General features: G+C 65.3%; 21 protein-coding genes. 14 read left to right on the top strand and 7 right to left on the bottom strand.

The window, feature by feature from the left end; translation table 11 throughout:
* Positions 1 to 35 precede the first annotated feature (35 nt).
* The 5 genes from GTK09_RS23160 to kce are packed head-to-tail and all read left to right on the top strand — an operon-like array spanning position 36 to position 6,035.
* Complete coding sequence (locus tag GTK09_RS23160) at positions 36 to 1,565, top strand: sugar ABC transporter ATP-binding protein (protein WP_163465782.1); 1,530 nt, start codon at positions 36 to 38, stop codon at positions 1,563 to 1,565.
* A complete protein-coding gene (locus tag GTK09_RS23165; RefSeq protein ID WP_163465783.1) occupies positions 1,562 to 3,589 on the top strand; it encodes an ABC transporter permease subunit in 2,028 nt (675 codons plus the stop codon). The genes GTK09_RS23160 and GTK09_RS23165 overlap by 4 nt, the downstream gene beginning before the upstream one ends.
* Positions 3,590 to 3,616: 27 nt before the next feature.
* Positions 3,617 to 4,144, top strand: a complete 528-nt coding sequence (locus GTK09_RS23170) for a cupin domain-containing protein (protein ID WP_163465784.1) — start codon at positions 3,617 to 3,619, stop codon at positions 4,142 to 4,144.
* Positions 4,141 to 5,103: a 3-hydroxyacyl-CoA dehydrogenase NAD-binding domain-containing protein gene (locus GTK09_RS23175; protein ID WP_163465785.1), complete on the top strand. Its 963-nt coding sequence runs from the start codon at positions 4,141 to 4,143 to the stop codon at positions 5,101 to 5,103. Before GTK09_RS23170 ends, GTK09_RS23175 begins: the two co-directional genes overlap by 4 nt.
* Positions 5,103 to 6,035: a 3,5-dioxohexanoate:acetyl-CoA acetone transferase gene (gene kce / locus GTK09_RS23180; protein WP_163465786.1), complete on the top strand. Its 933-nt coding sequence runs from the start codon at positions 5,103 to 5,105 to the stop codon at positions 6,033 to 6,035. The genes GTK09_RS23175 and kce overlap by 1 nt, the downstream gene beginning before the upstream one ends.
* A 72-nt stretch (positions 6,036 to 6,107) precedes the next feature.
* Here the strand turns inward: kce and GTK09_RS23185 are convergent, their stop codons facing one another.
* Positions 6,108 to 7,580: a tannase/feruloyl esterase family alpha/beta hydrolase gene (locus tag GTK09_RS23185; protein WP_203561175.1), complete on the bottom strand. Its 1,473-nt coding sequence runs from the start codon at positions 7,578 to 7,580 to the stop codon at positions 6,108 to 6,110.
* 298 nt (positions 7,581 to 7,878) lie between these two features.
* Positions 7,879 to 9,819, bottom strand: a complete 1,941-nt coding sequence (locus GTK09_RS23190; protein ID WP_163465787.1) for a helix-turn-helix domain-containing protein — start codon at positions 9,817 to 9,819, stop codon at positions 7,879 to 7,881.
* Between the two features lie 412 nt (positions 9,820 to 10,231).
* Between GTK09_RS23190 and GTK09_RS23195 the strand changes: the two genes are divergently transcribed.
* The 6 genes from GTK09_RS23195 (at position 10,232) to GTK09_RS23220 (ending at position 16,098) form a co-directional block, all read left to right on the top strand.
* On the top strand, positions 10,232 to 11,479 hold the full coding sequence (locus GTK09_RS23195; RefSeq protein ID WP_376768044.1) for a branched-chain amino acid ABC transporter substrate-binding protein: 1,248 nt from the start codon (positions 10,232 to 10,234) through the stop codon (positions 11,477 to 11,479).
* Between the two features lie 72 nt (positions 11,480 to 11,551).
* Positions 11,552 to 12,493 carry a branched-chain amino acid ABC transporter permease gene (locus GTK09_RS23200; RefSeq protein WP_163465789.1) on the top strand — a complete coding sequence of 314 codons (942 nt, stop codon included), beginning with the start codon at positions 11,552 to 11,554 and terminating at the stop codon, positions 12,491 to 12,493.
* A gap of 1 nt (position 12,494) precedes the next feature.
* Positions 12,495 to 13,784: a branched-chain amino acid ABC transporter permease gene (locus tag GTK09_RS23205; protein WP_163465790.1), complete on the top strand. Its 1,290-nt coding sequence runs from the start codon at positions 12,495 to 12,497 to the stop codon at positions 13,782 to 13,784.
* A complete protein-coding gene (locus tag GTK09_RS23210; protein ID WP_163465791.1) occupies positions 13,781 to 14,548 on the top strand; it encodes an ABC transporter ATP-binding protein in 768 nt (255 codons plus the stop codon). The genes GTK09_RS23205 and GTK09_RS23210 overlap by 4 nt, the downstream gene beginning before the upstream one ends.
* On the top strand, positions 14,545 to 15,255 hold the full coding sequence (locus GTK09_RS23215) for an ABC transporter ATP-binding protein (protein ID WP_163465792.1): 711 nt from the start codon (positions 14,545 to 14,547) through the stop codon (positions 15,253 to 15,255). The genes GTK09_RS23210 and GTK09_RS23215 overlap by 4 nt, the downstream gene beginning before the upstream one ends.
* A 96-nt stretch (positions 15,256 to 15,351) precedes the next feature.
* Positions 15,352 to 16,098: an SDR family oxidoreductase gene (locus GTK09_RS23220; protein WP_312869946.1), complete on the top strand. Its 747-nt coding sequence runs from the start codon at positions 15,352 to 15,354 to the stop codon at positions 16,096 to 16,098.
* Between the two features lie 78 nt (positions 16,099 to 16,176).
* Here the strand turns inward: GTK09_RS23220 and GTK09_RS23225 are convergent, their stop codons facing one another.
* The 5 genes from GTK09_RS23225 to GTK09_RS23245 form a co-directional block, all read right to left on the bottom strand.
* Complete coding sequence (locus GTK09_RS23225) at positions 16,177 to 17,211, bottom strand: alpha/beta hydrolase family protein (protein ID WP_163465794.1); 1,035 nt, start codon at positions 17,209 to 17,211, stop codon at positions 16,177 to 16,179.
* Positions 17,208 to 18,410 carry a CaiB/BaiF CoA transferase family protein gene (locus GTK09_RS23230; protein WP_163465795.1) on the bottom strand — a complete coding sequence of 401 codons (1,203 nt, stop codon included), beginning with the start codon at positions 18,408 to 18,410 and terminating at the stop codon, positions 17,208 to 17,210. The genes GTK09_RS23225 and GTK09_RS23230 overlap by 4 nt, the downstream gene beginning before the upstream one ends.
* A 65-nt stretch (positions 18,411 to 18,475) precedes the next feature.
* Complete coding sequence (locus GTK09_RS23235) at positions 18,476 to 19,447, bottom strand: Bug family tripartite tricarboxylate transporter substrate binding protein (RefSeq protein WP_163465796.1); 972 nt, start codon at positions 19,445 to 19,447, stop codon at positions 18,476 to 18,478.
* A gap of 11 nt (positions 19,448 to 19,458) precedes the next feature.
* On the bottom strand, positions 19,459 to 21,015 hold the full coding sequence (locus tag GTK09_RS23240) for a tripartite tricarboxylate transporter permease (RefSeq protein WP_163465797.1): 1,557 nt from the start codon (positions 21,013 to 21,015) through the stop codon (positions 19,459 to 19,461).
* A gap of 7 nt (positions 21,016 to 21,022) precedes the next feature.
* Positions 21,023 to 21,475 carry a tripartite tricarboxylate transporter TctB family protein gene (locus GTK09_RS23245; RefSeq protein WP_163465798.1) on the bottom strand — a complete coding sequence of 151 codons (453 nt, stop codon included), beginning with the start codon at positions 21,473 to 21,475 and terminating at the stop codon, positions 21,023 to 21,025.
* A gap of 124 nt (positions 21,476 to 21,599) precedes the next feature.
* Here GTK09_RS23245 and GTK09_RS23250 point away from each other — a divergent pair, with 124 nt between their 5' ends.
* The 3 genes from GTK09_RS23250 to GTK09_RS23260 all read left to right on the top strand — a co-directional run bounded on the left by GTK09_RS23250 (position 21,600) and on the right by GTK09_RS23260 (position 25,743).
* A complete protein-coding gene (locus GTK09_RS23250) occupies positions 21,600 to 22,568 on the top strand; it encodes a LysR substrate-binding domain-containing protein (protein WP_163465799.1) in 969 nt (322 codons plus the stop codon).
* A gap of 169 nt (positions 22,569 to 22,737) precedes the next feature.
* Positions 22,738 to 23,754 (top strand): TRAP transporter substrate-binding protein, encoded by a 1,017-nt coding sequence (locus tag GTK09_RS23255; protein WP_163465800.1) that lies wholly within the window; start codon positions 22,738 to 22,740, stop codon positions 23,752 to 23,754.
* A gap of 45 nt (positions 23,755 to 23,799) precedes the next feature.
* Positions 23,800 to 25,743, top strand: a complete 1,944-nt coding sequence (locus GTK09_RS23260) for a TRAP transporter large permease (RefSeq protein ID WP_163465801.1) — start codon at positions 23,800 to 23,802, stop codon at positions 25,741 to 25,743.
* Positions 25,744 to 25,767: the final 24 nt, after the last annotated feature.

Here is a 25,767-nt window from a genome sequence, read left to right on the forward strand (position 1 = left end):
GCCGGCCGCCCGGTCTCCCATCGTGCGAGTCAAGCATGTCCGACGCCATGCGCCTAACGGGCGTGAGAAAATCCTACGGACCGACGGTTGCCCTCTCGGACGCCTCGATGACCGTCGCCGAGGGCGCGGTCCATGCGCTTCTGGGCGAAAACGGCGCCGGCAAGTCGACGCTGGTTAAGATCCTGAGCGGGCTGGTGAAGCCCGACGGCGGCTCGATCACGCTGTTCGGACAAGACCTCGACCTCGCCGGTCGTGCCGCTTCGAGCGCGGCCGGTATCGAGACCGCCTTCCAGGAAATTCCGCTGGTGCCCGACCTGAGCGTCGCGGACAATCTCCTCATGCCCGATCTGCCGCTCCGGCTTGGTATGTTCGTGGACAGGAAGCGTGCGAGCGAGCGCGTCCGGACGCTGCAGGATGACCTCGAGATCGCCGATATCGACCCGCGCGCGCTGGTCAGCGAACTCGATCTGTCGCAACGCCAAAAGGTCGAGATCGCGAGGGCGATCTCGAGGCGTCCGCGCATTCTCGTCCTGGATGAACCGACGGCCGCGCTGTCGCGCGCCGACGTCGACTGGCTGGGACGCCGGATCGCGGCTCTGACGGCCACAGCTACGACGATCATCCTTGTCACCCATCGCATGAGCGAGGTGCACGATCTGTGCTCGGCCATGTCGATCCTGCGCAACGGTGCCCATGTGGGAAGTTTCGGCGTCGGTGAGATCTCCGACGACGAGGTCTTCCGCCACATCATGGGGCGGTCCGTCGACGTCAGCTTCCCGCCACGAGCCGTCCCGAAGGCGAAGGCTCGTGCGAACCCGCTTCTCGAAGCGGTGGACATCGCCGCCGGGCGCAAGATGCGCGGCCTGACGATGTCGGTGGCGGCCGGCGAGATCGTCGGCGTCGCCGGCCTCCAGGGGATGGGGCAGCTCGACCTGTTCAACGCTCTGTTCGGGGCCGAACGGCTGCGCGCCGGGCGGATCGTGGTCGATGGCAAGGAAGCCCATTTCGGCGCGCCAGCCGACGCGATCGCCGCTGGCATCGCCCTCGTTCCGGAAGATCGGAAGATCCAGGGGCTGGCGATGAACCGTTCCGGCGTCGAAAACGCGACGCTGCCGATCGTCGGCGATTTCTCCACATTCGGCATCCTGCGGAACGGGCGCGAACGGCGCGCGGTCGATCGCTCCTTCGCGTCCGTCAATCTGCATCCCCGGGCCCTTCATCAGACCCCGGCGGAGTTCAGCGGCGGCAACCAGCAGAAGATCGTCCTCGGCAAGTGGCTGATGACGCAGTGCCGCTGCCTGCTGGTGTTCGACCCGACGCGCGGCGTCGACATCGGCACCAAGCACGAGATCTACGCGCTCCTCCGTCGCTATGCGGAAGGAGGCGGCGGCATCCTTTTCCACTCGACCGAGGTGTCCGAACTGATCGGGCTCTGTGACCGCATCCTGGTGATCTACGAGGGCCGGGTCATCGGCGCCGTGCCGCATGCCGACGCCACCGAAGCAGGCATCGGGGCCCTGATGATGGGCGCCGCGGCGCAGGACGCCGAGAGAGTGACCGCATGACCGCCACCATCACCACTTCGCGCGAACTGGCCCGTTCCCTGGCGCGCAGCCAGGGATTGCTGGTGGCCCTCGCGACCCTTGCGGCGGTCTTCATCCTGCTGCAGGCGAACCTCGCCTCCGGCTTCAGCTACTACGACGTCAGCAGCACCTTCGCGAGCACGGCGACCCTCGCCATTGCCGCGATCGGAGCGACGATCGTCGTGATTTCGCGGGGGCTCGACCTGTCGGTCGGCTCGGTCATCTCCCTGTCGAACTGCCTGATCGCCGTGAACATGGGCGACAGCCTGGGCTCGATGGTGCTGTGGGCCTTGCTCGGGATCGCGGCCGGCGCCCTCGTCGGGCTGTTCAACGGCATCTTCGTCGCCGTTTTCCGGCTGCCCTCGATCATCGTCACCCTGGCCAGCATGTTCATCGTCGAGGGCATCACCTTGATGATCCTCGACCAGCCGGGCGGGATGGTGCCGGCGAGCTTTTCCGGCTTCTTCCTGTCCGATGCGGTGTCAGGCCTTCTGCCGATGCCGGCCGTGCTCGTCGTGGTGGTCCTTTTCGGCTGGTTCGCGCTCAAGGCCAGTCCGTTCGGTACCAACCTATACGCGATCGGCAGCAGTGACGAAGCGGCGCTCGCCAAGGGCGTGCGCGTCGATCTGACCCGGCTGATCGCCTATGTGATCGCAGGAGCCGTCTACGGTCTGGCAGGGATGTTCCTGACCGCCCAGACCGGCTCCGGCGATCCGACCGTCGGTCCGCCGATGCTGCTGCCGGTCTTCGTCGCAGTGGTGCTGGGCGGCACGCCCTTTACCGGCGGCCGCGGCGGCTGCCTCGGCGCGGTGTTCGGCGCGCTGACGCTGATGCTCGTGGTGAACCTGCTTCTGGTCTTCAACGTCCCGACCTTCTACGCGACGGTGGTCGAAGGCTGCCTCCTGATCCTCGCCGTTCTCGCCGGTTCGCGCGAGCGCATCGTCGAGGCCGTGGCGGGGCTCCGCCTCTGGTTCAGGCGTCGCTCCAAGTCCGCCAAGCCACATGTGCGACGGCGGCATGACGATCTGCCCTTGCCGCGTCCGGACGATTCCCTGCCGTCGAACGCAGTGCTCCGCTGGATGACACGACATCGGAGGGCCTTGCGCAGCAGCCTGCCGGTCTATGTCAGCCTGCTGGTGGTGCTGGCCGCGACCCTGACCCTCTTCGAGGGCCGATTGTCGGGGGCGAGCTACTTCAATTCGCTGTTCGTGCTGACAACCTTCCTCGCCGTTCTGGCTCTCGGCCAGGGCAGCGTCGTGATCGGCGGCGGGCTGGATCTGTCCGTCCCAGCGATGATCACCTTTTCGGGCGTCATGCTCGGCGAGTGGACGATTGGCGGCATGGGCGGTTTTGCGCCGCTCGCCGTGATCGCCCTGGCTGCCGTGATCGGCGCCGCGAGCGGGTTCGGCATCGGCGTCATCGGCGTGCATCCGCTCATCATGACCCTGGCGGTGGACGGCATCCTCGCGGGCGTGACACTGGTGGCGACGGGCGGCACGCCCCGCGGCGCGGCTCCGGCCTGGATCAGCTGGCTGATGACCGGGAAGATCGCGGGCCTCACCCCGGTCGTTCCGGCCCTGCTGGTCTTCGTGGCGGGGGCCAGCCTGCTCCTCGCCCGAACGCCGTTCGCGCGGCGGCTCTACGCCGTCGGCAGCAATCCGGTGATGGCGTATTTTTCAGGGGTCTCCATCGCAAGGACGCAGATTGCAGCCTACGCCTTGAGTGCCGCCTGCGCTGCGCTCGTCGGCATCCTGCTGACCGGCTTCAGCGGGCAGGCCTTCATCGACATGGGAACGCCATACCTGCTGCCCTCCATCGCCGTGGTCGTCATCGGCGGGACCGCGATGACCGGCGGGCGCGGCACCTATCTCGGCATGTTCGGCGGCGCGCTGCTCATGACCGCGCTGTCGATGGCGCTGCAGGGCATGTTGATTCCGATCGCGGTCCGAAACGTGATCTTCGGGGCCGTCATCCTCGGAGCGGTCATCGGACTGCGCGAGAAGTGATTTTTTAAGGAGCCAAGGGAGGCAACCATGCTGAAGCAAGTCCGGCGGATCGTCACGCAGAACGACGAGAACGGCAAATCCGAGGTCATGACCGACGGCATCGCCAAGCATGTCATCACGGTGCTGACCGAATTGTGGGTCACCGAGGCCGGGCCTCACGATCACAAGACACCGGTCGACATGGCGACGAAGTCCGTCGGGGTCCTGCCGCCGAAGGGCGGCACGGTTTTCCGGTTCTTCCAGATCGCGCCCGACAGCCTGAACGATCATCTGACCTGGGACGAGCGCCAGAAGGAGGCGCGCGAATGGTTCACCGCGATGAACGGCGCAGATATCCAGCCGGACACCTCTCGCCATGAGGGCATGCATACGACGGACACGACCGACTACATCATGTTGCTGTCGGGTGAGATCACGCTGGTTCTCGACAAGGAAGAGCGAGATCTGAAGCCGTTCGACGTGGTGGTCCAGCGGGGAACCAACCATGCATGGGTCAACCGAGGGACCGAGGACGCCCTCCTGATGGCGGTGCTCGTGGACTCGAGCGGGAGATGAGCGGGGCAGGGGAGCCGGAAGAGGTCGAGGTCGGAACCGTCGCGATCGTCGGGACCGGGATCATCGGCGCCAGCTGGGCCTGCCTCATCCTGGCGCACGGCCTGAATGTGATCGCCAGCGATATTCGCAACGGCGCCGAAGCGCGATTGCGAGACACGGTGAACCGGCTGTGGCCATCCCTCCCCGATGCCTTGGCGAAGGGTGGCAAACGCGGCGAACTGCATTTCACGATCGATCCGGCGGAGGCCTGCCGGAACGCGGATTTCGTCCAGGAGAACGCGGCCGAACGGCTGGAACTCAAAGTCGACCTGATCCGGCGCATCGACGCGGCGACACGGCCGAACGTCGTCATCGCGTCGAGTTCCTCGGCGCTTTCCGTCACCGACATGCAACGCGCCTGCGCGCGCCCCGAGCGCGTGGTCCTGGGCCATCCGTTCAACCCGCCCCACCTCGTTCCGCTGGTCGAGGTGGTCGGTGGCGAGAAGACCGAGGACGCCTTTCTCGCGAGCGCGGAACGGTTCTACAGGCGCATCGGCAAAGTGCCGGTTCGGCTCCGGAAGGAGATCTACGGTCACATCGCGAACCGCATGCAGGCCGCGATCTTCCGGGAAGCCATTCACCTCCTCGACAGCGGCGTCGCCTCGGCCGAGGACATCGACCGCGCCATCAGCGAAGGACCCGGGACGCGTTGGGCGCTGATGGGGCCGCTGTTGACCTATCGGCTGGCCGGCGGCGACAGGGGTATGCAGGGCTTTTGGGACATGTTCGCGCCCATGCAGGAAAAACTGTGGAACGATCTCGGCACGCCGCAGCCCGACGCCCCGCTGCAGGCCCGAGTCACCGACGCGGTCGAGCGTGCCTACGGAGACCGCAAAATCCGTGAACTGGCGAAAGAACGGGACATCCGCCTGCAGGCCGTGCTCGCCGCGAAAACCTCCGACACGAAGGATCGGCCGTAATGTGTGCCAAGAAGGTCATCATCAGCTGCGCGATCACCGGCGGCATCCACACACCGTCGATGTCGCCGTATCTGCCTGTCACACCGGACGCGATCGCGAAGTCGGCCATCGAGGCGGCGCAGGCTGGAGCCGCGATCCTGCACCTTCACGCCCGCGATCCGCAGACCGGCGCACCGGCCTCCGACCCCGAGATCTTTGCCCAGTTCCTGCCGAAGATCCACGAGGCGAGCGATGCGATCATCAACCTGACCACCGGCGGCGGGCTCCAGATGACGATCGAAGAGCGCCTGAAAGGCCCCCTGCGCTTCAAGCCCGAAATGTGCTCGCTCAACATGGGCTCGACGAATTTCGCCATTCATCCGTTGGCCGAAAGAGCCATCGACTGGCAGCACGATTGGGAGCAGGCCTATCTGCGAAGCACGAAGAACGGCATTTTCCGCAACACCTTCCAGGACATCGAAGGCATCGTCGAGAAGCTCGGCAAGGACCATGGCACCCGCTTCGAGCACGAATGCTACGACGTCGGCCATCTCTACAACCTGGCCCACTTCCTGGATCGCAAGATCATCGAACCACCGTTCCTGGTGCAGACGATCTTCGGCATCCTGGGCGGCATCGGGGCCGAATGGCAGAATCTGGTCTTCATGAAGGAGACGGCCGATCGGCTCTTCGGCGACGCCTACGAGTGGTCGGTCCTGGCGGCCGGCCGGCATCAGATGCCCTTTGCGGCCCACGCTGCCGCGCGCCAGGGGCATGTGCGCGTCGGCCTCGAAGACAGCCTCTACATCTCGCGGGGCGTTCTGGCCGAATCCAACGCCCAGCAGGTGACCAAAATTCGCGCCATCATCGAAGATCTCGATCTGGAGATCGCGACGCCCGCCGACGCTCGCCGGATGCTCGGCCTCAAGGGCAAGGACCTCGTCGGTCTCTGAGATCGACGTCGGTTCGACGGCATGTGTGGCGTTCGGGCGGCGATTGCCGCCGCCCGCTGGTCTCTTCGACGGTCACTTGTCGCGCATGATCGAATCCGGCGCCTTGCCGGTTTCCATCCACTGTTCCAGCGCGCCGAGCGGATCGATGGTCTCCATGGCGATGCCGCCCGGCCCGGGCAGGATGCCGCAATGGTCCATCCCCGGGATCATGAAGAGCTTCACGGTCTTCGCCAGTTCCTCGGCGCCGCCGGCCGCGCCTTTCAGCTTTTCGAACCAGTCGACGGTCTGGAAGGGCAGGACGATCGCATCGGCCCAGCCGTGCCAGACGATCATCTTGCCGCCCGCCGCCCGGAACTTCGCAATGTCCGGTGAATCGGAGTTGAACATCTCCGCCGCCCGGGACATGCGTGCCGGATCCTTGTCCAGATCGAAGTCCACCGGATCCCATTCCGGACCGGGGTCGCGGTCGAAGGCCAGATATGCGACGAAGGACTTTGCGAATTGCGGGTTCAGCGGCGCCGTTCCGTCCTCGCTGCCGGTCAGCCAGAGCCCCCAGAACGGTTCCGACCCCGCCGGTATACCGCCCGGGAACAGCTTGTCTCCCTTGGAATTGACGGGTGCCTGGTACCATTTCGTCACCACGCCAATCTCGGCCTTGGTCAGGCACTGCTTGGCGTCGCTGTCGGTCCCGCAAAGAAGCGTCGAGACGTCGGGCTTGCAGAGGCGCGGATCGGAGATCAGGCCGTCCTTCTCCCCGTCCAGTTCATCGCATTGCCGCATCACCTCGTCGCCGATCAGGGCTTCCTTCCCCGGCTTGAGGATCGTCTGGCCATCCGCGTCCGTGTTCGCCTTGACCATCCAGGCGAGCGTCGGCCCCGCCAGAGCCGTCTCGTTCATCGCCGGGGCGCCGGAGATGATGCCCTGATAGTTCTCGGGATATCTGAGCGAGGCCATGTGGGCAAGGCGCCCGCCCGTCGAGCACCCCTGGAAGATGGAATCGCCGCCGGGTTTTCCGTAAAATTCCGCGATCAAATTCCGACCGACGCGGTAGGTTTCGCCGATGGCACGCCAGCCCCAGTCGCGTTCGGCGTTGGGATTGGCATCGGCCCAGTCCGCATCGACGACCGAGAGACCGTGGTGCCCGCTGTCGGAGGTCGCGGTCGCGTAGCCGCGAGCCAGCCCGGGGCCCATCGCATTGACGAAGCGGCCGCTGGCGTCGGCGCGACCGAGGATGCCGCACCAGCCGCCGCATCCGGTCTGGTAGAACTTGCCGTTCCAGTTGGTGAGCGGCAGCCGGGCCTCGATGGAAATCGCCGGCAAGGCGGTGGCGCGCACCTCGCAATAGGCCGGCAGGTCGTCGGTCGCGGCAACGACCCGGGTGGAGGTGACATAGGCCCCGTCCATCCCGAAATTGCCGAGCGCCTCGCAGCGGTCCGAGGCGGCCGCCTCGCTTTCCGGCGGCTCGTTCTGGGCCAAGGCGGCCGTCGCGGTCGCCGACGCCGTCGTCATGAGGATCGCGGCGGCGATCCTTGCCAGTGTGTTCATGCGTTCATCCCTCCCAAGATGACGGAGCGGTTCGAGGCCGACCTTCTGCTGGATGACGGGCCTTCGTGAAATGTCCTCCCGAACCGTCCCCCGCAGCCGTGTCGTGGCGCCCCCCCGCCCCATGATCGACGCCGCCGCATTGCCGGACGCCGCCAACTGCAGAACAGCATGGTAGACGGGGGATCGATAGGTGCAGCTACGCCCAATCCGGACCGAATATCGGGAGGAAAGCTACCCCAAAACCCCTCCTCGCGCGAGGAAGCCGGGTCGCAGGGCCGAGGGCCCGCTGCGTGATCGATCAAGCTGTCGAAATGATCTTGTCGAGCTTGAGCGCCACATGCAGTTCGAGCGCCGCGATTGGATCGTTCCAGCCGCCCGTCACTTCTCGCAGGGTCTCCAGGCGCCGGCGGACCGTATTGACGTGGATGTCCAGCTCTTCGGCAGCGCGGGCGATATTGAACTGGCAATCGAAAAAGCACAGCAAAGTCGCCTTCAACTGAGCCCTGCCGCGCGGATCGCGGGCCGTGATGGGGTCGAGCGTATTCTTCACGAACTCCTGGATCCGCCGCGGGTCGCCACCCTCGAACAGCCGTGCGAACAAATTGACGTCGCCTTCCCCGATGAACCGATGGAGAGGCGCGATCCTTTCCATCGTGCGCAGGGCGTTGCCGAGCCTGGCGTAATGGGTGGGGCTTGCCGCGAGGTCGCAATAGGGCTTCGAAATCAGGCCGCCGATCTGCACGGACTCGCCCCGCTGGCTCAACGTTTCGATCAGTTTGTCGACCTCCTTGAGCGGCCCGACGGCCAGATAGGCGCCGTCGATGAGATCGAGCAGAATGTTGAGCCGCCCGCCGGCCTGTCTGATCTGGGCGGTCTGTTCCTCCCGTTTCATGCCGGACAGAACGATCAGGGCCAGCCGCACCGGCTGCTGCATGCCGAGGCCGAGCCGGTCGCGGACCGAGGCGACCGTGGAGGCATCCGTCGGCGAGACGAGCACGAGGTGTCGCAGCAGGGTGGACGAGGCGATCAGCCGATCCGTCTCCCGCTTTTCTGTCCACAATTTCGCGATCGACAGGGCAACGGCGCTGCGCTCGAGATTGCGCAGATGGATCTCGTCGATGCGGCCGGTGTGGCAGACGATGAGGCTGTCGCCGCGCACGCTGCCGCCGTGAAGAGCGAGAACCAGGCAGCGTTCGTTACCGGTTTCGCACAGGAGCACGGAACGGCCATTCTCGCGGGAGCGGACGAGGGCCGACAACAGCTGCGTCTGATCCAGTCTGCCTTGCCGCATCTCTTCGCTGAGTAAGCCGTCATATTCGTCCGCCGTCACCTCGTGGCGGACGGTCAAGGCGCTGTCCAGATACTGGATCGACCCGCCGATATGGCCTGCCATGCGCCGCATGAAGGTCGCAAGGTCCGCCCCTTGCGCCAAGAGGGACATCATCTCGTCATGGGTCTGGGCGGAGGCTTCGACACGCTTGACGTGGCGCTCCAGCGCGCTTCGATTGCGCTCGGTCTCGTCCAGCGCTTCCGAAAGGCGCTCGAACGTCCGGGCGTTGCGCATCGCCATGCCGGCATGCTGGGCGAAGGACCCGAGCACCGATATCTCGCGTCCCGAATACTGCCTGGCGTAGCGGTCCGCGACGAACAGCAGCCCCTGCACGGTGTCGCCGGAAAACGCCGGAAGGCCTGCAAGGGATTCGATGTTCTCGATGCCGAACTGACGGTCGAGGGCGGCGGAATGCGTGAAGCGATCGTCGGCCAGATAGTTCGACGTGGTGAAGAAGGTCTTGGTGTTCATGATCACGCTCACTGCGCCGCGATCGAACTGCGACGTCATCATTGCCGTGCCGGGGGCAAGATGACCCTCTGCCGCGATGTTGCGAAACAGGCCTTCCTTCTCGTCGCGGATCGTCAGCCAGGCGATGTCCGCGCTGACGAGGCTGCGCGCCCGGCTGACGATCTTGCGCAGGAGATCCTGCAGGGAGAGCGTGCTCGAGAGGTCGTGGGCCGTCTCGATGAGAAGATTGAGCCCGCGGTCTGCCAGAGCGGATTCGCGCGCATACCGCACCTGCGACGCCAACTGACCGAGCAGTCTTTCCGCGGCGAGCGGATCCTCTGAGCCTTCTCCTTCGGCCCGCAGCGCCGAGAGCAACGCATTGGTTTCGGTGTCGGCAGCGCCACGGGCTATTCGCTCCAGCAGATCGACGGTGATCGACAGCATCTTGGCAGGCGGCATCTCGTCCCCCCCGCATGGTACTCGCGGAGCCTGAGCTGGCTTCGGCGTGATTTCCGTTTCGATGGTGGCTTTAACACCTATAACGACGTCCAACCTGTCACAACCATACATATTCAGACAACGCAACGCGTGACACTATCGATCGTCGTTATGGATCGGCTCCAGCAGGCGCCGATGCAGGCGGGGAGGAATACCGTCGCCATTTCCGGCTGTGATCGCGCAGGTGTTCTGCACCTGCGGGAAGGCGGTCGCACGCTGTTGGCTGTGCCGTCGCGGAAGACGAACGGCGGTCGCGCGGCTTCAAGCGGAGAGACGGATGTCTCCGCACCGATGCCGGACAAGAACGCTTGCTCGCAGGTTTCGCTGGGAGGGTCAGTTGGCGCCGCGACAAGACATCATCGATTTGAGGAGGATCACCATGAAACGTATCGCGACGACGACGATTGCCGCTGCCGGAGCCCTGGTCGCTGCCGCCTCGGCCGGCCATGCCGAACCCTTGAAGATCGGCATCATCGAAAGCCTTTCGGGTTCGCAGACCTCGACCGGCCGCCTCTACGCGACGGCCGTCGAATACGGAGTCGACAAGATCAACGAGGCTGGCGGCTTCAACGGCGAGCCGGTGCAGGTCACCGAATACGACAATGCCGGCGGCGCCCCCGAGGCGGCCGACAAGTTCCGCCAGGCAGTCGCCGACGGCGTCGACATCATCTTTCAGGGCGCCTCGTCGGCCATCGCCGGCCAGCTCACCGAGGACGTGCGCAAGCACAACATCCGCAATCCCGGCAAGGAGGTGATGTTCATCAACCTCGGGGGCGAGGCCATGGAACTCACCGGCGAAAAGTGCCAGTTCTACCATTTCCGCTTCACCACCACCGCGCCGATGCGGGTCAACGCCCTGGTGAACGCGATGAAGGAGGCAGGCGACCTCGGCACGAAGGCCTACGCGATCAACCAGAACTACTCCTGGGGCCAGGACGTGCAGGCGGCCGTCGAGGCCGCGGCCGGGGAGGGCGGCTACGAAGTCGTCGACGAGGTCCTGCACGACGTGAACAAGATCCAGGACTTCGCGCCCTTCGTCGCGCGCATCAAGGCGGCCGCTCCCGACACCGTCTTCACCGGCAACTGGTCGAACGACCTGCTTCTCCTGATGAAGGCGGCAGGCGACGCCGGGCTGGACGTGACCTTCGCGACCGCCTTCCTGGACCAGCCCGGCAACATCGCCAATGCCGGCAAGACCGCCCTCGGCCACTACATCGCCAACAATTACGACAATGCCGCCTCCGAGAGCGATGCGTTTCCGCAGGCCTACAAGCAGGCGACGGGCCACGTCCCGATCTTCGTTGAGGGGCATTCCGCCTTCGCTCTCGCCCAGCTTCAGCAGGCGCTCGGAACGCTCGACCTCGGCGGCGGCGATATCGACGTCACCAAGATCGCGCTGGCGCTTGAGGATACGACCTACGAGACCCCGGTCGGTCCGGTCACGGTCCGCAAGGAGGACCACCAGACCATTCGTCCCGTGGTGGTGTCCAAGGTCGTCGAGAATGCCAAATATCCCGCCGACGACACCGACATGGGCTTCGAGACGGTGAAGATCGTTCCCGCCGAGGAGGCGATCTATCCGGTGCAGGAGAGCTGCGACATGCAGCGGCCGGAGGAATAACCTCTCCGCGCCAGGGCCGGCCCGCGTGTTTCGCCGGCCGGCCCGCCTGATCTCCTCATCCCGGAAGACCCGATGGAATTCGCGATCATCTCCACGCTGAACGGCGTGACCTATGGCCTGTTGCTGTTCATGGTCTCGGCCGGCCTGACGCTGATCTTCGGCATGATGGGCGTGCTCAACTTCGCCCATGCCTCCTTCTACATGCTGGGCGCCTATGTCGCCTACGCGGTGTCCTCGATCTTCGGATTCTGGATCGGCCTGATCGTTGCGCCCATCGTCGTCGGCCTCATCGGCATGGCGGTGGAGCGCTTCCTGCTGCCGCGGGTCCACGCCCACGGCCATGCGCACGAACTGCTTCTCACCTTCGGTCTGGCACTGATCATCGAGGAGCTGATCAAGCTCTTCTTCGGCGACTTCCCGGTGAACTACCAGATGCCGGCGGACCTGCGGTTTTCCGCCTTCAGCGTCTTCGGCTCGAACTATCCCTTCTACCGTCTCTTCATCGGCGGTGTGGCGGTGGTCATGTTCGCGGTTCTCTGGCTGCTTCTGACGCGGACGCGCACCGGCATCGTGGTGCGCGCGGCCGAGCGGCTTCCCGCCATGGCCGAGGCGCTCGGGCACAACATCCCGATGGTTTTCATGTTCGTCTTCGGCACGGGCGCGGCGCTCGCCGGCCTGGGTGGAGCGGTCGCAGGGGCCTTCTACCCCACCAACCCCAACATGGGGATCGAACTCGGCGTCATCGTCTTCGTGGTCGTCGTCGTGGGCGGGCTCGGCTCGCTCAAGGGCTCACTGCTCGCCTCGCTGCTGATCGGCCTGTTCTCGTCCTTCGCGGTCGGCCTCGACTGGTCGCTGGCAGGCCTCTTCGGTCTTTTCGGCCTTGGAGATTGGGCACGGTCCCTCGGCGGGCTGATGACGCTCGAACTCTCCTCGGTCAGCGCCACCATCCCGTTCGCCCTGATGCTGATCGTCCTTCTGGTGCGACCGGCCGGTCTCATGGGCGAGCCCAACTGACATGGCTTCGATGCGCACTATCCTGATCCTCGCCGCCATCCTGCTGCTGCTGGTCGCCGTGCCGCCCTTTCTCGGGATCGCCTGGCAGAACGCGCTGGTGAACGTCCTGATCGCCAGCCTCTTCGCGCTCGCCTTCAACCTGCTCATCGGCCAGGCGGGCCTGCTCTCCTTCGGCCATGCCGCCTATTTCGGCATCGGCGCCTTCGCGGCGCTCCACCTGATGATCGCGGTCGAGGACGGGTTCGATTTCCCCACCCCGCTGCTGCCCGTCGCAGGCGCGGCCGCCGGGCTCCTCGTCGGGATCGTCGCCGGCTATTTCGCGACGATGCGCTCCGGCGTCTATTTCGCCCTCGTGACGCTCGCCATCGCGGAACTCTTCCATTCGCTAGCACCGCATCTCCAGGGCGTCTTCGGCGGGGAGTCGGGCGTTTCCTCGATGCGCATGCCGTGGCAGGGGATCGTCTTCGGATCGATTATCGAGGTTTATTATCTGACCCTCGGATGGGTTTTGATCTGCGGTCTGGCGCTTTGGACCTACACCCGCACGCCCTTCGGGCGCCTGACCCTGGCGCTGCGCGACAACGAACAGCGGGTGCGCTTCCTCGGCTACGACGCCCATGCGGCCAAGGTCATCGTCTTCGCCATTTCAGCCATGTTCTCGGGCGTGGCAGGCGCTCTGCTGGCGATCTCGAACGAGACGGCGAACTACTCGCTCTTCGCCACCGACGTCTCCGCCCAAGTGGTGCTGCAGACCTTCGTGGGCGGCTCCACCGTGTTCTTCGGCCCGGTAGTCGGGGCCGCGGCCTTCACGCTCTTCTCGTTCCTGGTCTCCGACCTCACCCGGTCGTGGGTCTTCTACCAGGGCCTGATCTTCGTCCTGGTGATGCTCTTCGCGCCGACCGGCATCGGCGGCGTGGTCCAGTTCCATGCCCGGCACCGACGGCAGCTCGATCGGTCGCGCCTGGCCGGCCCCTATGCCCTGGCGCTTCTCGGAGGGCTGCTTATCGCGGGCGGGGTGGTCTATCTCACCGAGACTGTCGCAGTGCTGTTCGGCCAGGGCTACGCCGTGCGGATGCGCGACGCCGTGGACGGCCTGCCGAACTACGATCTGTTCGGCATCAGCTGGAACCCGGTCAGCATCCTCACCTGGCTGCTGCCCCTCGTCCTCGTCGCCGTAGGCGGCGTGATCCTCGTCCGCGCTCGCCGGTCGATCGCGGGTTTCTGGGATCGGGTGGGAAGGAGCGACGGTCCGGTGGAAACGAAAGCCGCTGCACCGGGAGGGCCCGCATGAGCGCGACGAGGACGGAGCTGCCGGCGCTGCACCTGGCCGGCGTGACGAAATCCTTCGGCCCGATCGAAGTGATCCAGGGCGTCGACCTCGACATCCGCCCCGGCGAGCGCCATGCGGTGATCGGCCCGAACGGAGCGGGCAAGTCGACGCTGTTCAACCTGATCTCGGGGATGTTCCCGCCATCGTCCGGCGAGATCCTGCTCGATGGGCAGGGCATCACCGGGCTGTCGCCGCACCGGATCAACCGGGCGGGGCTGGCGCGGTCCTTCCAGATCACCAACATCTTCCATCGCTTGAGCGTCTTCGAGAACCTGCGCATCGGCGTCCTCGCACGTCACGGCGTGCGCTACGGGCTCTTCCGCCCGATCTCGAGGATGCGGCGGGTGAACGAAGAGACCGCCGAAGTACTCGAACGTGTCGGGCTTCGCGCTCGCGGCGAAGACCTCGCCGGAGACCTCACCTATTCCGAGCAGCGCGCGCTGGAGATCGGCATGACGCTGACCACCGGCGCCGACGTCATCCTGCTCGACGAGCCCACGGCCGGCATGTCCCGCGAGGAAACGGCCGAGGCGGTGGAACTCATTCGCTCGGTCACGCAAGGCAAGACGCTGCTCATGGTCGAGCACGACATGAGCGTCGTCTTCAGCCTCTGCGACCGGGTCTCGGTGCTGGTTTACGGCTCGATCCTGGCCACCGACACACCCGAGCGCATCAGTGCCAACCGCGAGGTTCAGGAAGCCTATCTTGGCGAGGAGGCGTCATGAGCTTGCTTGAGGTCAAAGGTCTCCACGCCCATTACGGCAAGAGCCACATTCTCCATGGCATCGACATGCAGGTCCCCGAGGCGGCCATCCTCTCGCTGCTCGGTCGCAACGGCTCTGGTCGCTCGACGCTGCTCAAGGCGATGATGGGGCTGGTTCCGCCCACCGCCGGGAGCGTGACGCTGGACGGACGTCAACTCGTCGGGCGGCGCCCCTACGACATCTGCCGGCAGGGCATCGGCTATGTCCCAGAGGAACGGCTGATCTTCCCCAACCTCACGGTCGACGAAAACCTCGCGATGGGCACCCAAAAGGGTACGCCGGGGGCCCATTGCTGGTCGGTCGAGGAGATGTACGGCTATTTCCCCCGCCTGAAGGAGAGGCGCGCGATCCGCGCCGGCTATCTCTCCGGCGGCGAGCAGCAGATGCTGACGATTTGCCGATCGCTTCTCGGTAACCCCCGCCTGCTGTTGATCGACGAGCCCACCGAGGGCCTGGCGCCGAAGATCGTCGAGGTCGTGATGGAGGTGATCCTCGACATCGGCCGCAGAGGCGTCGCCGTCGTGCTGGTCGAGCAGAAGCTTACGATCGCGCTCAAGGTCGCCCGCGAGGTTGTGGTGATGGGACACGGCGAGCTGGTGTTCCGCGGTACGCCCGGCGAACTGGCAGAAACTCCGGACATTCGCCGCCGCTGGCTGGAAGTCGCCTGAGCGAATGGAACAAGTCTGTCCGGCCACGGGCCGCTGAAGGAAAGATGAGAAACCGTGACCTACTTGGAAAGATTACATCCTCGGCAGGGCTTGAGAGTGCTCGTGACGGCCGGCGCGTCGGGAATCGGCGCCGCGATCGCCGCGGCATTTCTGGAAGCCGGCGCAAAGGTGGCGATCTGCGATGTGGACGAAGCGGCCTTGGACAAATTCAGGGCCGAGCATCCCGATGTCCAAGGCGTTGCCGCTGACGTGTCCGATCCCGAGGCGGTCGATCGTCTGTTCGATGTCGTGGAACATACGTTCGGGGGACTGGACGTGCTGGTGAACAACGCCGGCGTTTCCGGGCCGACGGGAATGATCGAAACCCTGTCGATCGACGAGATTCGCCGCACGATCGAGATCGATCTCGTCGGCCAGCTCGTCGTCATTCGCCGGGCGGCCAAGCTTCTCAAACAGAGCAACGACGCCGCGATCATCAACATCTCGTCGGTTGCCGGCAGGTTCGGCTATGCGATGCGGTCGCCCTATTCGGCTTCAAAATGGGGCATCGTCGGATTGACCGCGAGTCTGGCAAAGGAAATGGGCCCGGAAGGGGTCCGCGTGAACGCGATCCTGCCGGGCGTGGTCCGCGGCGCGCGGATGGACAGGGTGATCACCGCAAAGGCCGAAGCCTCGGGCCGGACTTTCGCAGAGGTGGAGGAAGAATACGTTTCCAGCATCTCGCTCCGCCGGATGGTCGAACCGGACGACGTCGCGCTGACCGTCTTGTTCCTGAGTTCGCCGGCGGGCGCCAATATCTCGGGGCAGGCGATCGGCGTCTGCGCCAATGTCGAATACCTGTAGGCCACGATATTCGAACGGGTGGTGCGCGATCATCCGGCCGGCCTCACGCAGGCCGACTGGGCCGCATCACCTGGCCCGTTACTCCTTCGACAAAAAATTCGACACGGGCCGACTGTTCCGTTTGAACGTGACCGGACAATCGCCGATCCGATCGTCGATCGAGGCCAGCCAGCGGGCGGCGGCTCCCTCGTTCGGCACATGGGCATCGAGGAAGGCGAGGGTCAGCCGGAACACCGCCTGCTTCTGGTCCGGCCGGTGGGGCGTCGGATCGTTCTCGGTCATGCCGCCCAGATAGTGATCGGCGTCGGCGAAGATCGCCAGATACTTGTCGCCGGGCGGCGCCAGTTCGAACGGCTCGGTCTTCCAGACCCAGTCCTGGCCTCTCGATCCCTCGTCTTTCGTCCCCGTCACGATGAGGGCCGGCCGGCTCATCCGGTTCCACGAACCATCGCGCAGCCCCTGTTGACCACGCCCCGGGACGCTCAGGAGAACCGCCGCCTTGAACCGCTCGTCGGCGAAATCGCAAAGGCCGTCTCCCGGAACGTCGATCTCGACACCGGCAAGGATCTGCGCGGTGTAGGCGCCGAAGGAATGGCCTGCGATCACGCCCGGCATCGGCCGGATCGGCCTGCCGCAGGTGCGATCTACGATGGTGTCGAGATCCGCCATGACGGCGCGCACCATCCGGATCCGTTCGAGCCAGTAGAACGGCGTGTGCAGGATCTCGTAAAGCCGGGCGCGCAGGGCCGGGATGGTCGTCCACCGAAGAAGGTCGGGATCGCCGGCTGCGTAGCCGAGCCCGGGCTCCGCGGTTGCGACTGCGCCGATCCAGTCGGGAAACGTCGGGTGGATCACGAGGTAGCCGTGTGCCGCCAGGAACGCGGAGAGTTCGCCATAGTCGTTTCCGCCTGCGCCGAGCCCGTGGCAGAAGACGACATAGGCCTTCGGCGCCGTGTCCTGCGGCCAGCGACAGGTGACGGCGACTGGAGCGCACTTGGGCCCGGCGTCGACGCTGAGGTGGGACGTCGCGACTTCGGACGCCTTGCCGGGCCAGGGATCCAAAGCGTCTCCCGGTTCCAGGGCGTCGTCGTCGGCGATGGGTGCTGGGCTCATATTGCGCCGCCCTTCCGCAGCCGTTCGACCTCGGCGCCATCGATGCCGAGGGCCCGCAGCACGCGCTCGGTATCGGCACCGAGAGCCGGTGGCAGCGATCGGGGCGCCACGGCTTCGCCATTGGCCCGGAAGCTGAGGGACGGAACGTGGATCGCCCTGTCATGGCCTTCGAGATGCATCTCCGAGAGGAGGCCTCGCGCTGCGATCTGCGGTTCCGCCAGTGTCTCGTCCAGCGAACGGGCCCGTGCCGCGGGCACGTCGGCTTGGGCCAGCACCGCCTCCCATTCGTCCGCCGTGCGCGTGAGGAACGTCTCGTCGAGCGTCCGGCGCAGGTCCCGGCCGTTCTCTCTGCGCACTTCCGGCGTGTCCCAGCGCGGGTCGTCGAGGATGTCCTCTCTGCCGATCACGCTGCATAGTTTGCGGAATTGCGGCTCGTTGTTGGCGGCGAGCATCAGGAGGCCGGAAGCGGTCTCGAAGGCGCCCGAGGAGGGACTGGCGCTCCAGGCCTCGTTGCCGTTCTGCACCGGCTTCCAGTCGGCGGACTTTTGCTGGGTCATCAGCGAGGCCATCAGCATCAGCGCCGTATCGAGCATCGCGACGTCGACGTTGACGGCCTTGCCGGTGCGCCGGACCTCGATGAGGGCGGCCATGACCGCCATGGCGGCGTTCATGCCGGTGGCGAAATCGACGTAGGGAGCGCCGACCTTGGTCGGTCCGTCGCCGAGCTTTCCGGTGGTGAGCATTATCCCGCACATGCCCTGAATCACGTGGTCATAGGCCGGACGGGGGCTCAACGGCCCGTTCTGGCCGTAGGCGGAAATCGAGCAGTAGACGATGTCGTTCTTGATCTTACGGACGGCGTCGAAGCCGAGCCCCAGCCTCTCAGCGACACCGGGCTTGAAGTTCTCGACGAAGACGTTTGCACCGGAAATGAGCTTGCGGGCGATCTCCAGGCCGTCGGGGGTCTTGAGATTGATCGTCACCGATTTCTTGGCGGCGTTCTGGGTCCAGAATCCAAGCCCCATCCGGCGATCGCCGAGTTCGGGAAGAGGGCCGACCCGCCGCGTCCAGTCGCCTTCGCCGGGCTTCTCAATCTTGATGACCTCGGCGCCCATCATGCCCATCAGATAGGTGGCATAGGGGCCGGCCAGCACCTGGCTCAGATCGATCACCCGGACGCCTTCGAGGGGCTGAAACATCGCTCGTCTTTCGTCTTTTCAGGAGGGTCGACCGCGAGACCCGAGAGGTCCCGCAGCATGCGGGGCTATTTCGCGACGACGCCCGCGGCTTCCACGATCGCCTTGTTCTTGGCGGTGCTGTCGATCATCTCCTTCGTCGCCGCGGCGGCGTCGAGATACTGGATCGGGATGTCCGCCGCGTCGGTGACCTTCTTGAAGTTGGGATCGCCCGCGCAGGCCTTCAGCGCTGCCGTAAGCTTGTCGATCACCGCCTGGGGCGTGCCCTTGGGAAGCATCAGCGTGGTGCGCGTGTCCATGCCGAGGGGGTAGCCCTGTTCCTCGATCGTCGGAACGTCCGGCGCCGAGGGATGGCGGAAGGTGGTCGTCGCCGCGATGGTCTTGAGCTGATCGGGATAGCGGTAGTGAATGCCGCCGGAATAGGCCACCATCACCTGTCCGCCGAGCAGCGCGTTGATCATCTCGGAGCCGGACTGGACCGGTACGATGTTCACCTTGATGCCGGTCTTCTTCACGATCTCGTTGATGTAGAGCCGTGCCTCGGGGGCGAGGGCGGCGGCGCTCGAGCCCGGGTTCTTCTCGGCCCATGCGACATAGCCGGCGATGTCGTCGAAGGGCGCGTCCTTGGGCGCCGCTATGGCGAGTTGGAACGCCGTGATCATGCCGGCATAGTCGAATTCGTCCGGCGCGAAATAGGCGTTCTTCATCAGGAAGGGCGCGAGGTTGATCATCGCGTTCGAATTGAACAGGACGGTATAGCCGTCGGGCGCCGCCCGCTTGAGTTCGCGCGCCGCAACGGCGCCGCCGACGCCGGGCTTGTTGACGACATTGACCGGCTGCCCGAGCTTGTCGGACATCACATGGGCCGTGGCTCTGGCCACGAGGTCCGTCTGTCCGCCGGCCCCGTAGCCGACCAACATGGTGATCGGCCGGGTGGGGTAGTCCGCCTCGGCCAGGGCGTCGGACGCCGCCAGGCCGGCACAGCCCATGGCCAGTGCCAGCGTTGCGGCGAGCACGGAACGTCGGTCGAAATGCGTCATGTCGATCCTCCCTATTGTTTTTCGTTCGTTTGCCCGGAAGCGGGACCCACGGCCTGAGGCAGCGCCTCCGCGCTTGCCTGTGTGATCCCGCCACCACCGCTGCGGCCGAGCCACAGCACGGTCACCACCGTCAAAACGATGAAGACGACGGCGATCGGGTGGTGGATGAGATTGTCCGCGCGGTGGTCGAGAAGCTGCAGCGACTGGCGGAACGTCAGTTCGAGCTTCGGCCCGATGACGAAACCGATCAGGAACGTGACGAAGGAGAAGTCGAGCTTGCGGGCGAAGAAGCCGATCACGGTGAAGGCGAGCATCACATAGATCGAGAATACGCTGCTCGTTTCCATATAGGCGCCCACCGAGCAGAGGAGCAGCACGGCGGGAATGATGTGGCGCAGCGGCACCTTGATGATCAGGGCGAACAGGCTCTGACCGAAATAGCCGATCGCCAGCATGATGAAACTCGCGCAGATCATCGAGGCGTAGACGTCCGCCACCAGTCGCGGCTGCTGCTGGAACATCAAGGGGCCGGGCGTCAGCCCGTGCAGGATGAAGGCCGCAATCAGGATTGCGGCGATGACGCTGCCGGGGATGCCGAGCGCGAACAGGGGAACCAGGCTGGAGGGGACGACGGCGTTGTCGGCGCTTTCGGCCGCCGCGACACCCTCGATCATGCCGGTCCCGTATTTCTCCGGCGTCTTCGACGCCTTCTTGGTCGCGCCGTAGGAGAGGAACGAGCCGACGCTGGCGCCGAGGCCGGGCAGGATGCCGACGATCGACCCGATCAGCGTGCCTCTGAGGATCACCGGGATGCACCGGCGCCATTCGGCGCCCGTGACGATGCGATCCTCCCGCTCCGCGCCGTCGACGATCTGCGAGGATTCGTGATCGAGCGCCGCGATATTGCCGGCCTGGATGATCATTTCGGCGACGGCGAGCATGCCGATCGCCAGGGGCACCAGGGAAAGACCATCGTCGAGCTCGAGGACGCCGAAGGTCAGCCGGGTCACGAATGTCTCGGTTTCCAGTCCGACGGTTGCGAAGAACACGCCGAAGGCCGCCGCGATCATGCCCTTGATCATCGAATTGCCGGACAGGCCGCCGATGAAAGTCAGCGAGAACAAGAGGATCGCGCAGAGCTCGACCGGACCGATCAGCAGCGCGTAGCGCGCCAGCGGCGCGGCAAGCCCGATCAGCACCAGCGTCGACAACAGATCCCCGATGACGGATGCATAAAGGCCCATCTTGAGCGCCTTCTGCGCCTTGCCCTGCCGCGCCAGCGGGTAGCCGTCGAGGGCCGTCGGCGCCGAGGAAGGCTCGCCCGGGGTGTTGAGGAGGATCGCGGAGACGGCGCTGCCCGCGCCGCTCCCCTTGGCGATGCCGATGAGCATGCCGAGGGCGGCGGCCGGTTCGAGATAGAAGGTGAGGGGAATGGCGACGGCGACGCCGGTCGCCTTGCCCAGCCCCGGCAGGGCGCCCAGAACGTAGCCGAGCGTCACCCCGACCGTCACCCAGAACAGCGTCGTCGGATTGAGGACGTCCTGAAACCCGATGATCAAATAGTCCATGACGCCCTCATAGGATCGCGGTCCCGAGCAGCTTGTAGAACAGGAACCAGATGGCCAGCAGGAAGGCCGCCGGCATGAGGAGCAGAAGCAGGGGGCTGCGCTCGCCGAGCAGCAGCTGCGAAACGCCGACGAGGGCGAGGCCTGCCGCGAGCGGCGAGATCCAGAGATAAAGTCCGAGCGCCACGGCGAAGAGGCCGAGGAATTTCGCCAAAGCGAAGAGCTCGCCGCGCGAAATCGGCGAGGGCTCGGCAGGCGCCTCCTTTTCCCCCTGGCGACGCAGATTCGTCAGGACGAGCAGAACGGAGAGGCCGGTGATGACGATCATCATCAGCCGCGGCACCAGGCTCGGGGACATCATGCCCTCCGGCCCGTCCCCGATCTGCCACGGAATAACGGCGACCAGCATGATCAGGCCGAACAGGGCCAGAATCCCGCCAGAGATGACGTCGGCGCGCCTCATGAAATCCTCCCGGCGCGGCGGTTCTCGTGATCTTGTGTCCGATGACCGCGCCCCTCCCAAGACCTATCTCCGAAAGGGCCAAAAGAAAAAGTCGAAACTTTCTTGAATATGATAAGTTTCCGCTATGCCTCTCTTGCCCCATCGCCTCGACGGATTGCGTCTGCGCCACCTTCGGCTCCTGGAACTCATCGACGAGCATCGCTCGCTGAGGGCCGTCGGCGCGATCCTCAATCGGACCCAGCCGGCGGTCTCTCAGATGGTGAAAGACCTGGAATATGCATTCGGCGCGACGCTGGTGCAGCGTTCCGTGCGCGGCGTGACGCTCAGTCCTGCCGGAAAGCTCGCGCTGCAGCGTGCGCGCTCGGGGCTGGCGTCGCTCGACCATCTCGTCGCCGAGCTCGGTGCGGACCAGTCGCCGATCCTCAGGGTCGGCACCAACCCTGCTCTGGTCTTTCGCATGTGGCCGACCGCCATGCGCCTCCTTGAAACCGGGACCGACCGTGTCCGGATGAGACTTCGCACCGGCATCGTCGGGGACATGCTGCAATCGCTGTGGGACGGCGAGCTGGATTGCTATGTCGGCCGGGTTGATTGGGACCAGATGCCGCCGGAAATGGTCCGCGTGCTGCGGCACGATCCGCTGATCCAGACCGACCTCGTCCTCGCCTGTTCTCTCAGCCACCCGCTGGCGGGGCGCAAGGACATCGCCATCCGCGAGCTGGCGGACTGGCAATGGGTCCTGCCGCCGGCCGATTCCAACAACCGGATCGCGCTCGAGGCGGAATTCCGCAATCACGGCGTCCTTGTTCCCGCGCCGATGATGGAGATCTCGGCCGACCTCGCCGGCATGATGATCCTGGCGCGGGAGCTGGAACTCCTGACCTGTATCCCGCGCTCCGTCCTCGACAGTCACATCGCTGCCGGTCAGCTGTGCGCGCTCGACGTCCCCGCGCTGACCTTTCCGCCGATCCAGATCGGCTTCATGACGCTCGCCGAGCACGAGGACATGGCGTCGGTGCAGATCCTGCGGCGCGTCCTGACGGCGGCGGCTCAGGAGATGAATACCCCGCCGGCCCCGTCTGCAGCGGACTGAGCGACCGGCCTTGCCGGAAGCGATCAGATTTTTCTATCGCATTGAAGGAAGTTTCGATTTTTTCTTTTTGCCGTTGCGGGTCTACGAATTGGGCCGGACGCGGGCGCCCGAAGAGCGCCGTCCTGTCGGCCGTGGGATCGGCTGCCGGCATCTCAGGGAGGAAACCGAAATGCGGAATTTGCTGTTGGCCGGGGCCGTCGCGCTCGCCGGCCTGATCGGCTCGCCGGCGACGCAGGCATCGGCTGAGGACGCGCTGGAACTGAAGATGCAGTTCGCCTCGCCGGATGGAACGTCTTGGAACGACATGGACCGCCGCTTCGCCGCCCAGCTCGAGGCGATCACCGGAGGCCGCGCGAAAGTGGAGTTCTTCCCGCCGAACTCGGTCACGCCGTTCAAGGACTGGCTGCAGGCGACGGGCGCGGGGCTGCTCGACATCGGCTTCGTCTGGCATCCCATCCTACCCGGCAAGTTTCCGCAGATGGAACTCCTCAGCCTGCCGGGCCTGGCGAAGAACCAGACGATCGCCAGCACCGTCTATTGGCGCCTGCGGGAGAAATATCCGGAACTAGGCGAGCTCTTTTCGCCTCAGGACAATGTGGTGGAACTCGCGACCTTCGTCGCGATGGGATCCCATCTCCACACGCGTGAGCCGATCAAAACGCTCGGCGACCTCAAGGGCAAGGTGTTCGGGGCGCAGGATCCCGCCGGCGTGAAGGTTCTCGAGGAACTCGGCGCGAGCGCTTCGGTGATGGTCGGCTCGGACGCCTATCTCGCCATGCAGCGGGGTTCGATCGACGGGGTCCTGTCGGCCTGGGGTTGGGTCAACAACTTCAAGCTCAACGAGGTCTCGACCTACCACACGCTCCTCAATCTCAATCCGGGCACCTATTCGACGGTGATGAACAAGGACACCTACGACAAGCTGACCGCGGAGGAGAAGGCGCGGCTCGCCGACCTGACACCGCTCTACTTCTTCTACAACACCACCGACAGCGCGGCGGCCGCGACGGCGGACATTCCGCCTGAAAACATCATCACGCTGAGCGACGAGGACCAGGCGGAACTGGCGGCGAAAATGCGTCCGCAATGGGATGAATGGGTCGCCAAGGCCGATGCGAAGGGGTGGCCCGGGAAGGACATCCTCAACGAGGCGGTTCGCCTGATGGCGTTGTACGAGCGGAACTGACGGGCAAAAGCCGCCAGCCGCGGAACGGGCGTGAAAGGGAACGGGGTGACGCACGCAATGCCTGCCGCGGCGGTCAACGAGCGGATATCCGACTGGCTCGATGCCGCCGGCAAGATGTTGGTGCACGCCCTGCGATGGCCAGGCAAGGTCGCTGTCGCCCTCGGCGGTGTGGCGATCGTCGCGCTGATGGGGCTGACGGTCGCCGACGTCGTGCTGCGCAACCTCTTCTCTGTCGTTGTTCCGGGCAGTCTCGAACTGACCGGTCTCCTGACCATCCCCGTGGTGCTCGCGGCGGTCGGCGTCGTCGAGATCGAGCGCAACCACGTCAAGGTCGATCTTCTCCTGAATGCGATGCCCGACTATCTGCGCGCGCCGACCGTCGTCGGCGGTCTGCTGCTGGCGCTGACGACGATGCTGGTCACCGCGTACCAGATGTCCGAGCAGGTCCTCTACCTTCAGGGCAACGCCATCGTGACCGGTGTACTCGGCCTGCCGGAATGGCCGTTCATCGCCGCGGCGGCAATCTTCGTCTTCCTGTTTTCTCTCGCCTTGCTGGCGAACCTCATGGTCGCAGTGGGCACGGTCGCCCGGCAGGCGGATGTCCGGGCTCTCGCCTGGCTCGTCGTCTGGGTCGCTGTGGTCGCCGTCATCCTCGTTCTATGTTTCGAGCCCGATCTCCTGCCCTTCGAGCTTTCGCGCAGTGCGAAAGGCGTCGCCGCGATCACGCTTTGCTTCGTTCTTATCTTCCTCGGCGTACAGGTGGCCGTCGCGATGGCGCTGACCGGACTTCTCGGCATCAGCCTGCTGATATCGACGGGTGCGAGCCTTACCAGCCTCGGTACGACGACCATCGACGTCGTCAGCGACGAGACATGGAGCGTCGTGCCGCTCTTCACCTGGATGGGGCTGATCGTCGTCGCATCGGGCTTTGCCGCCGAACTCTACCGCTCGGCCTATCGCTGGGTCGGCCATCTTCCGGGGGGACTAGCCTCGGCGAGCACCATCGCCTGCGCGGGCCTCTCCTCGATCGTCGGCGACACGCTGTCCGGTGTCTATACGATGGGCTCCATCGCCCTGCCGGAAATGCGCGCCTATCGCTACGACATGAAGCTCGCCACGGCCTCCGTGGCCTGTGCGGCGACGATCGGCGTGATGATCCCGCCGAGCCTTGCCTTCATCGTCTACGGGATGATCACCGAGGTCTCGATCGGCAAGCTCTTCATGGCCGGCGTCCTGCCGGGCATCCTCTTCGCCGTCATTCTGATCTGCCTCATCACGCTGCGCGCCACGCTGAATCCGGAACTTGCGCCCCGCGGCGAGCGGAGCAGCTGGCGCGAGCGGTTCAAATCCAGCACCGGCACATGGCCGATCCTTCTCCTCATGCTGCTCGTTCTCGGCGGCATCTATTCGGGAGCCGTGACGCCGAACGAGGCGGCGGGCGTCGGCGTCTTCGGGGCCATCGTGATCGCGCTGGCGATGCGCCGGATCGATGCGCAGAAGCTTGCCGAGACCATCACCGCCACCCTGCGGCTGACGGCAGGCATCATCATCATCTTCATGTTCGCGGCCGCCTTCAGCCGTTTCATCGCGCTGAGCGGACTGACCCAGCAGCTTGCGACGCTGGTGGTCGGGCTCGATCTCGGGCGATACGAGATTATCGCGGCGATCCTCCTCTTCTACGTCGTTATCGGCATGTTCATGAACGCGCTGCCGGCGCTCGTCCTCACCGTGCCGATCTTCTTTCCCATCGCGATGAATGCCGGCTTCGACCCGGTCTGGTTCGGCGTTCTCGTCGTCATCATGGTCGAGCTGGGGGTCGTGACCCCGCCGATCGGCGTCAACGTCTTTGCGATCGCCACCATCGCCAAGGACGTTCCGATGTACGACATCTTCCGGGGTGTCCTGCCGTTCTGGCTTGCCTATGTCCTTTTGATCGTTCTTATCGTGATCTTCCCCGAGATCAGTCTCTGGCTCCCCTCGCTGATGTAGGCGGGCCGGCGAACGATCGTCTCA

The organism is Jiella pacifica (assembly GCF_010500815.1).
GTDB classification, from domain to species: domain Bacteria; phylum Pseudomonadota; class Alphaproteobacteria; order Rhizobiales; family Rhizobiaceae; genus Jiella; species Jiella pacifica.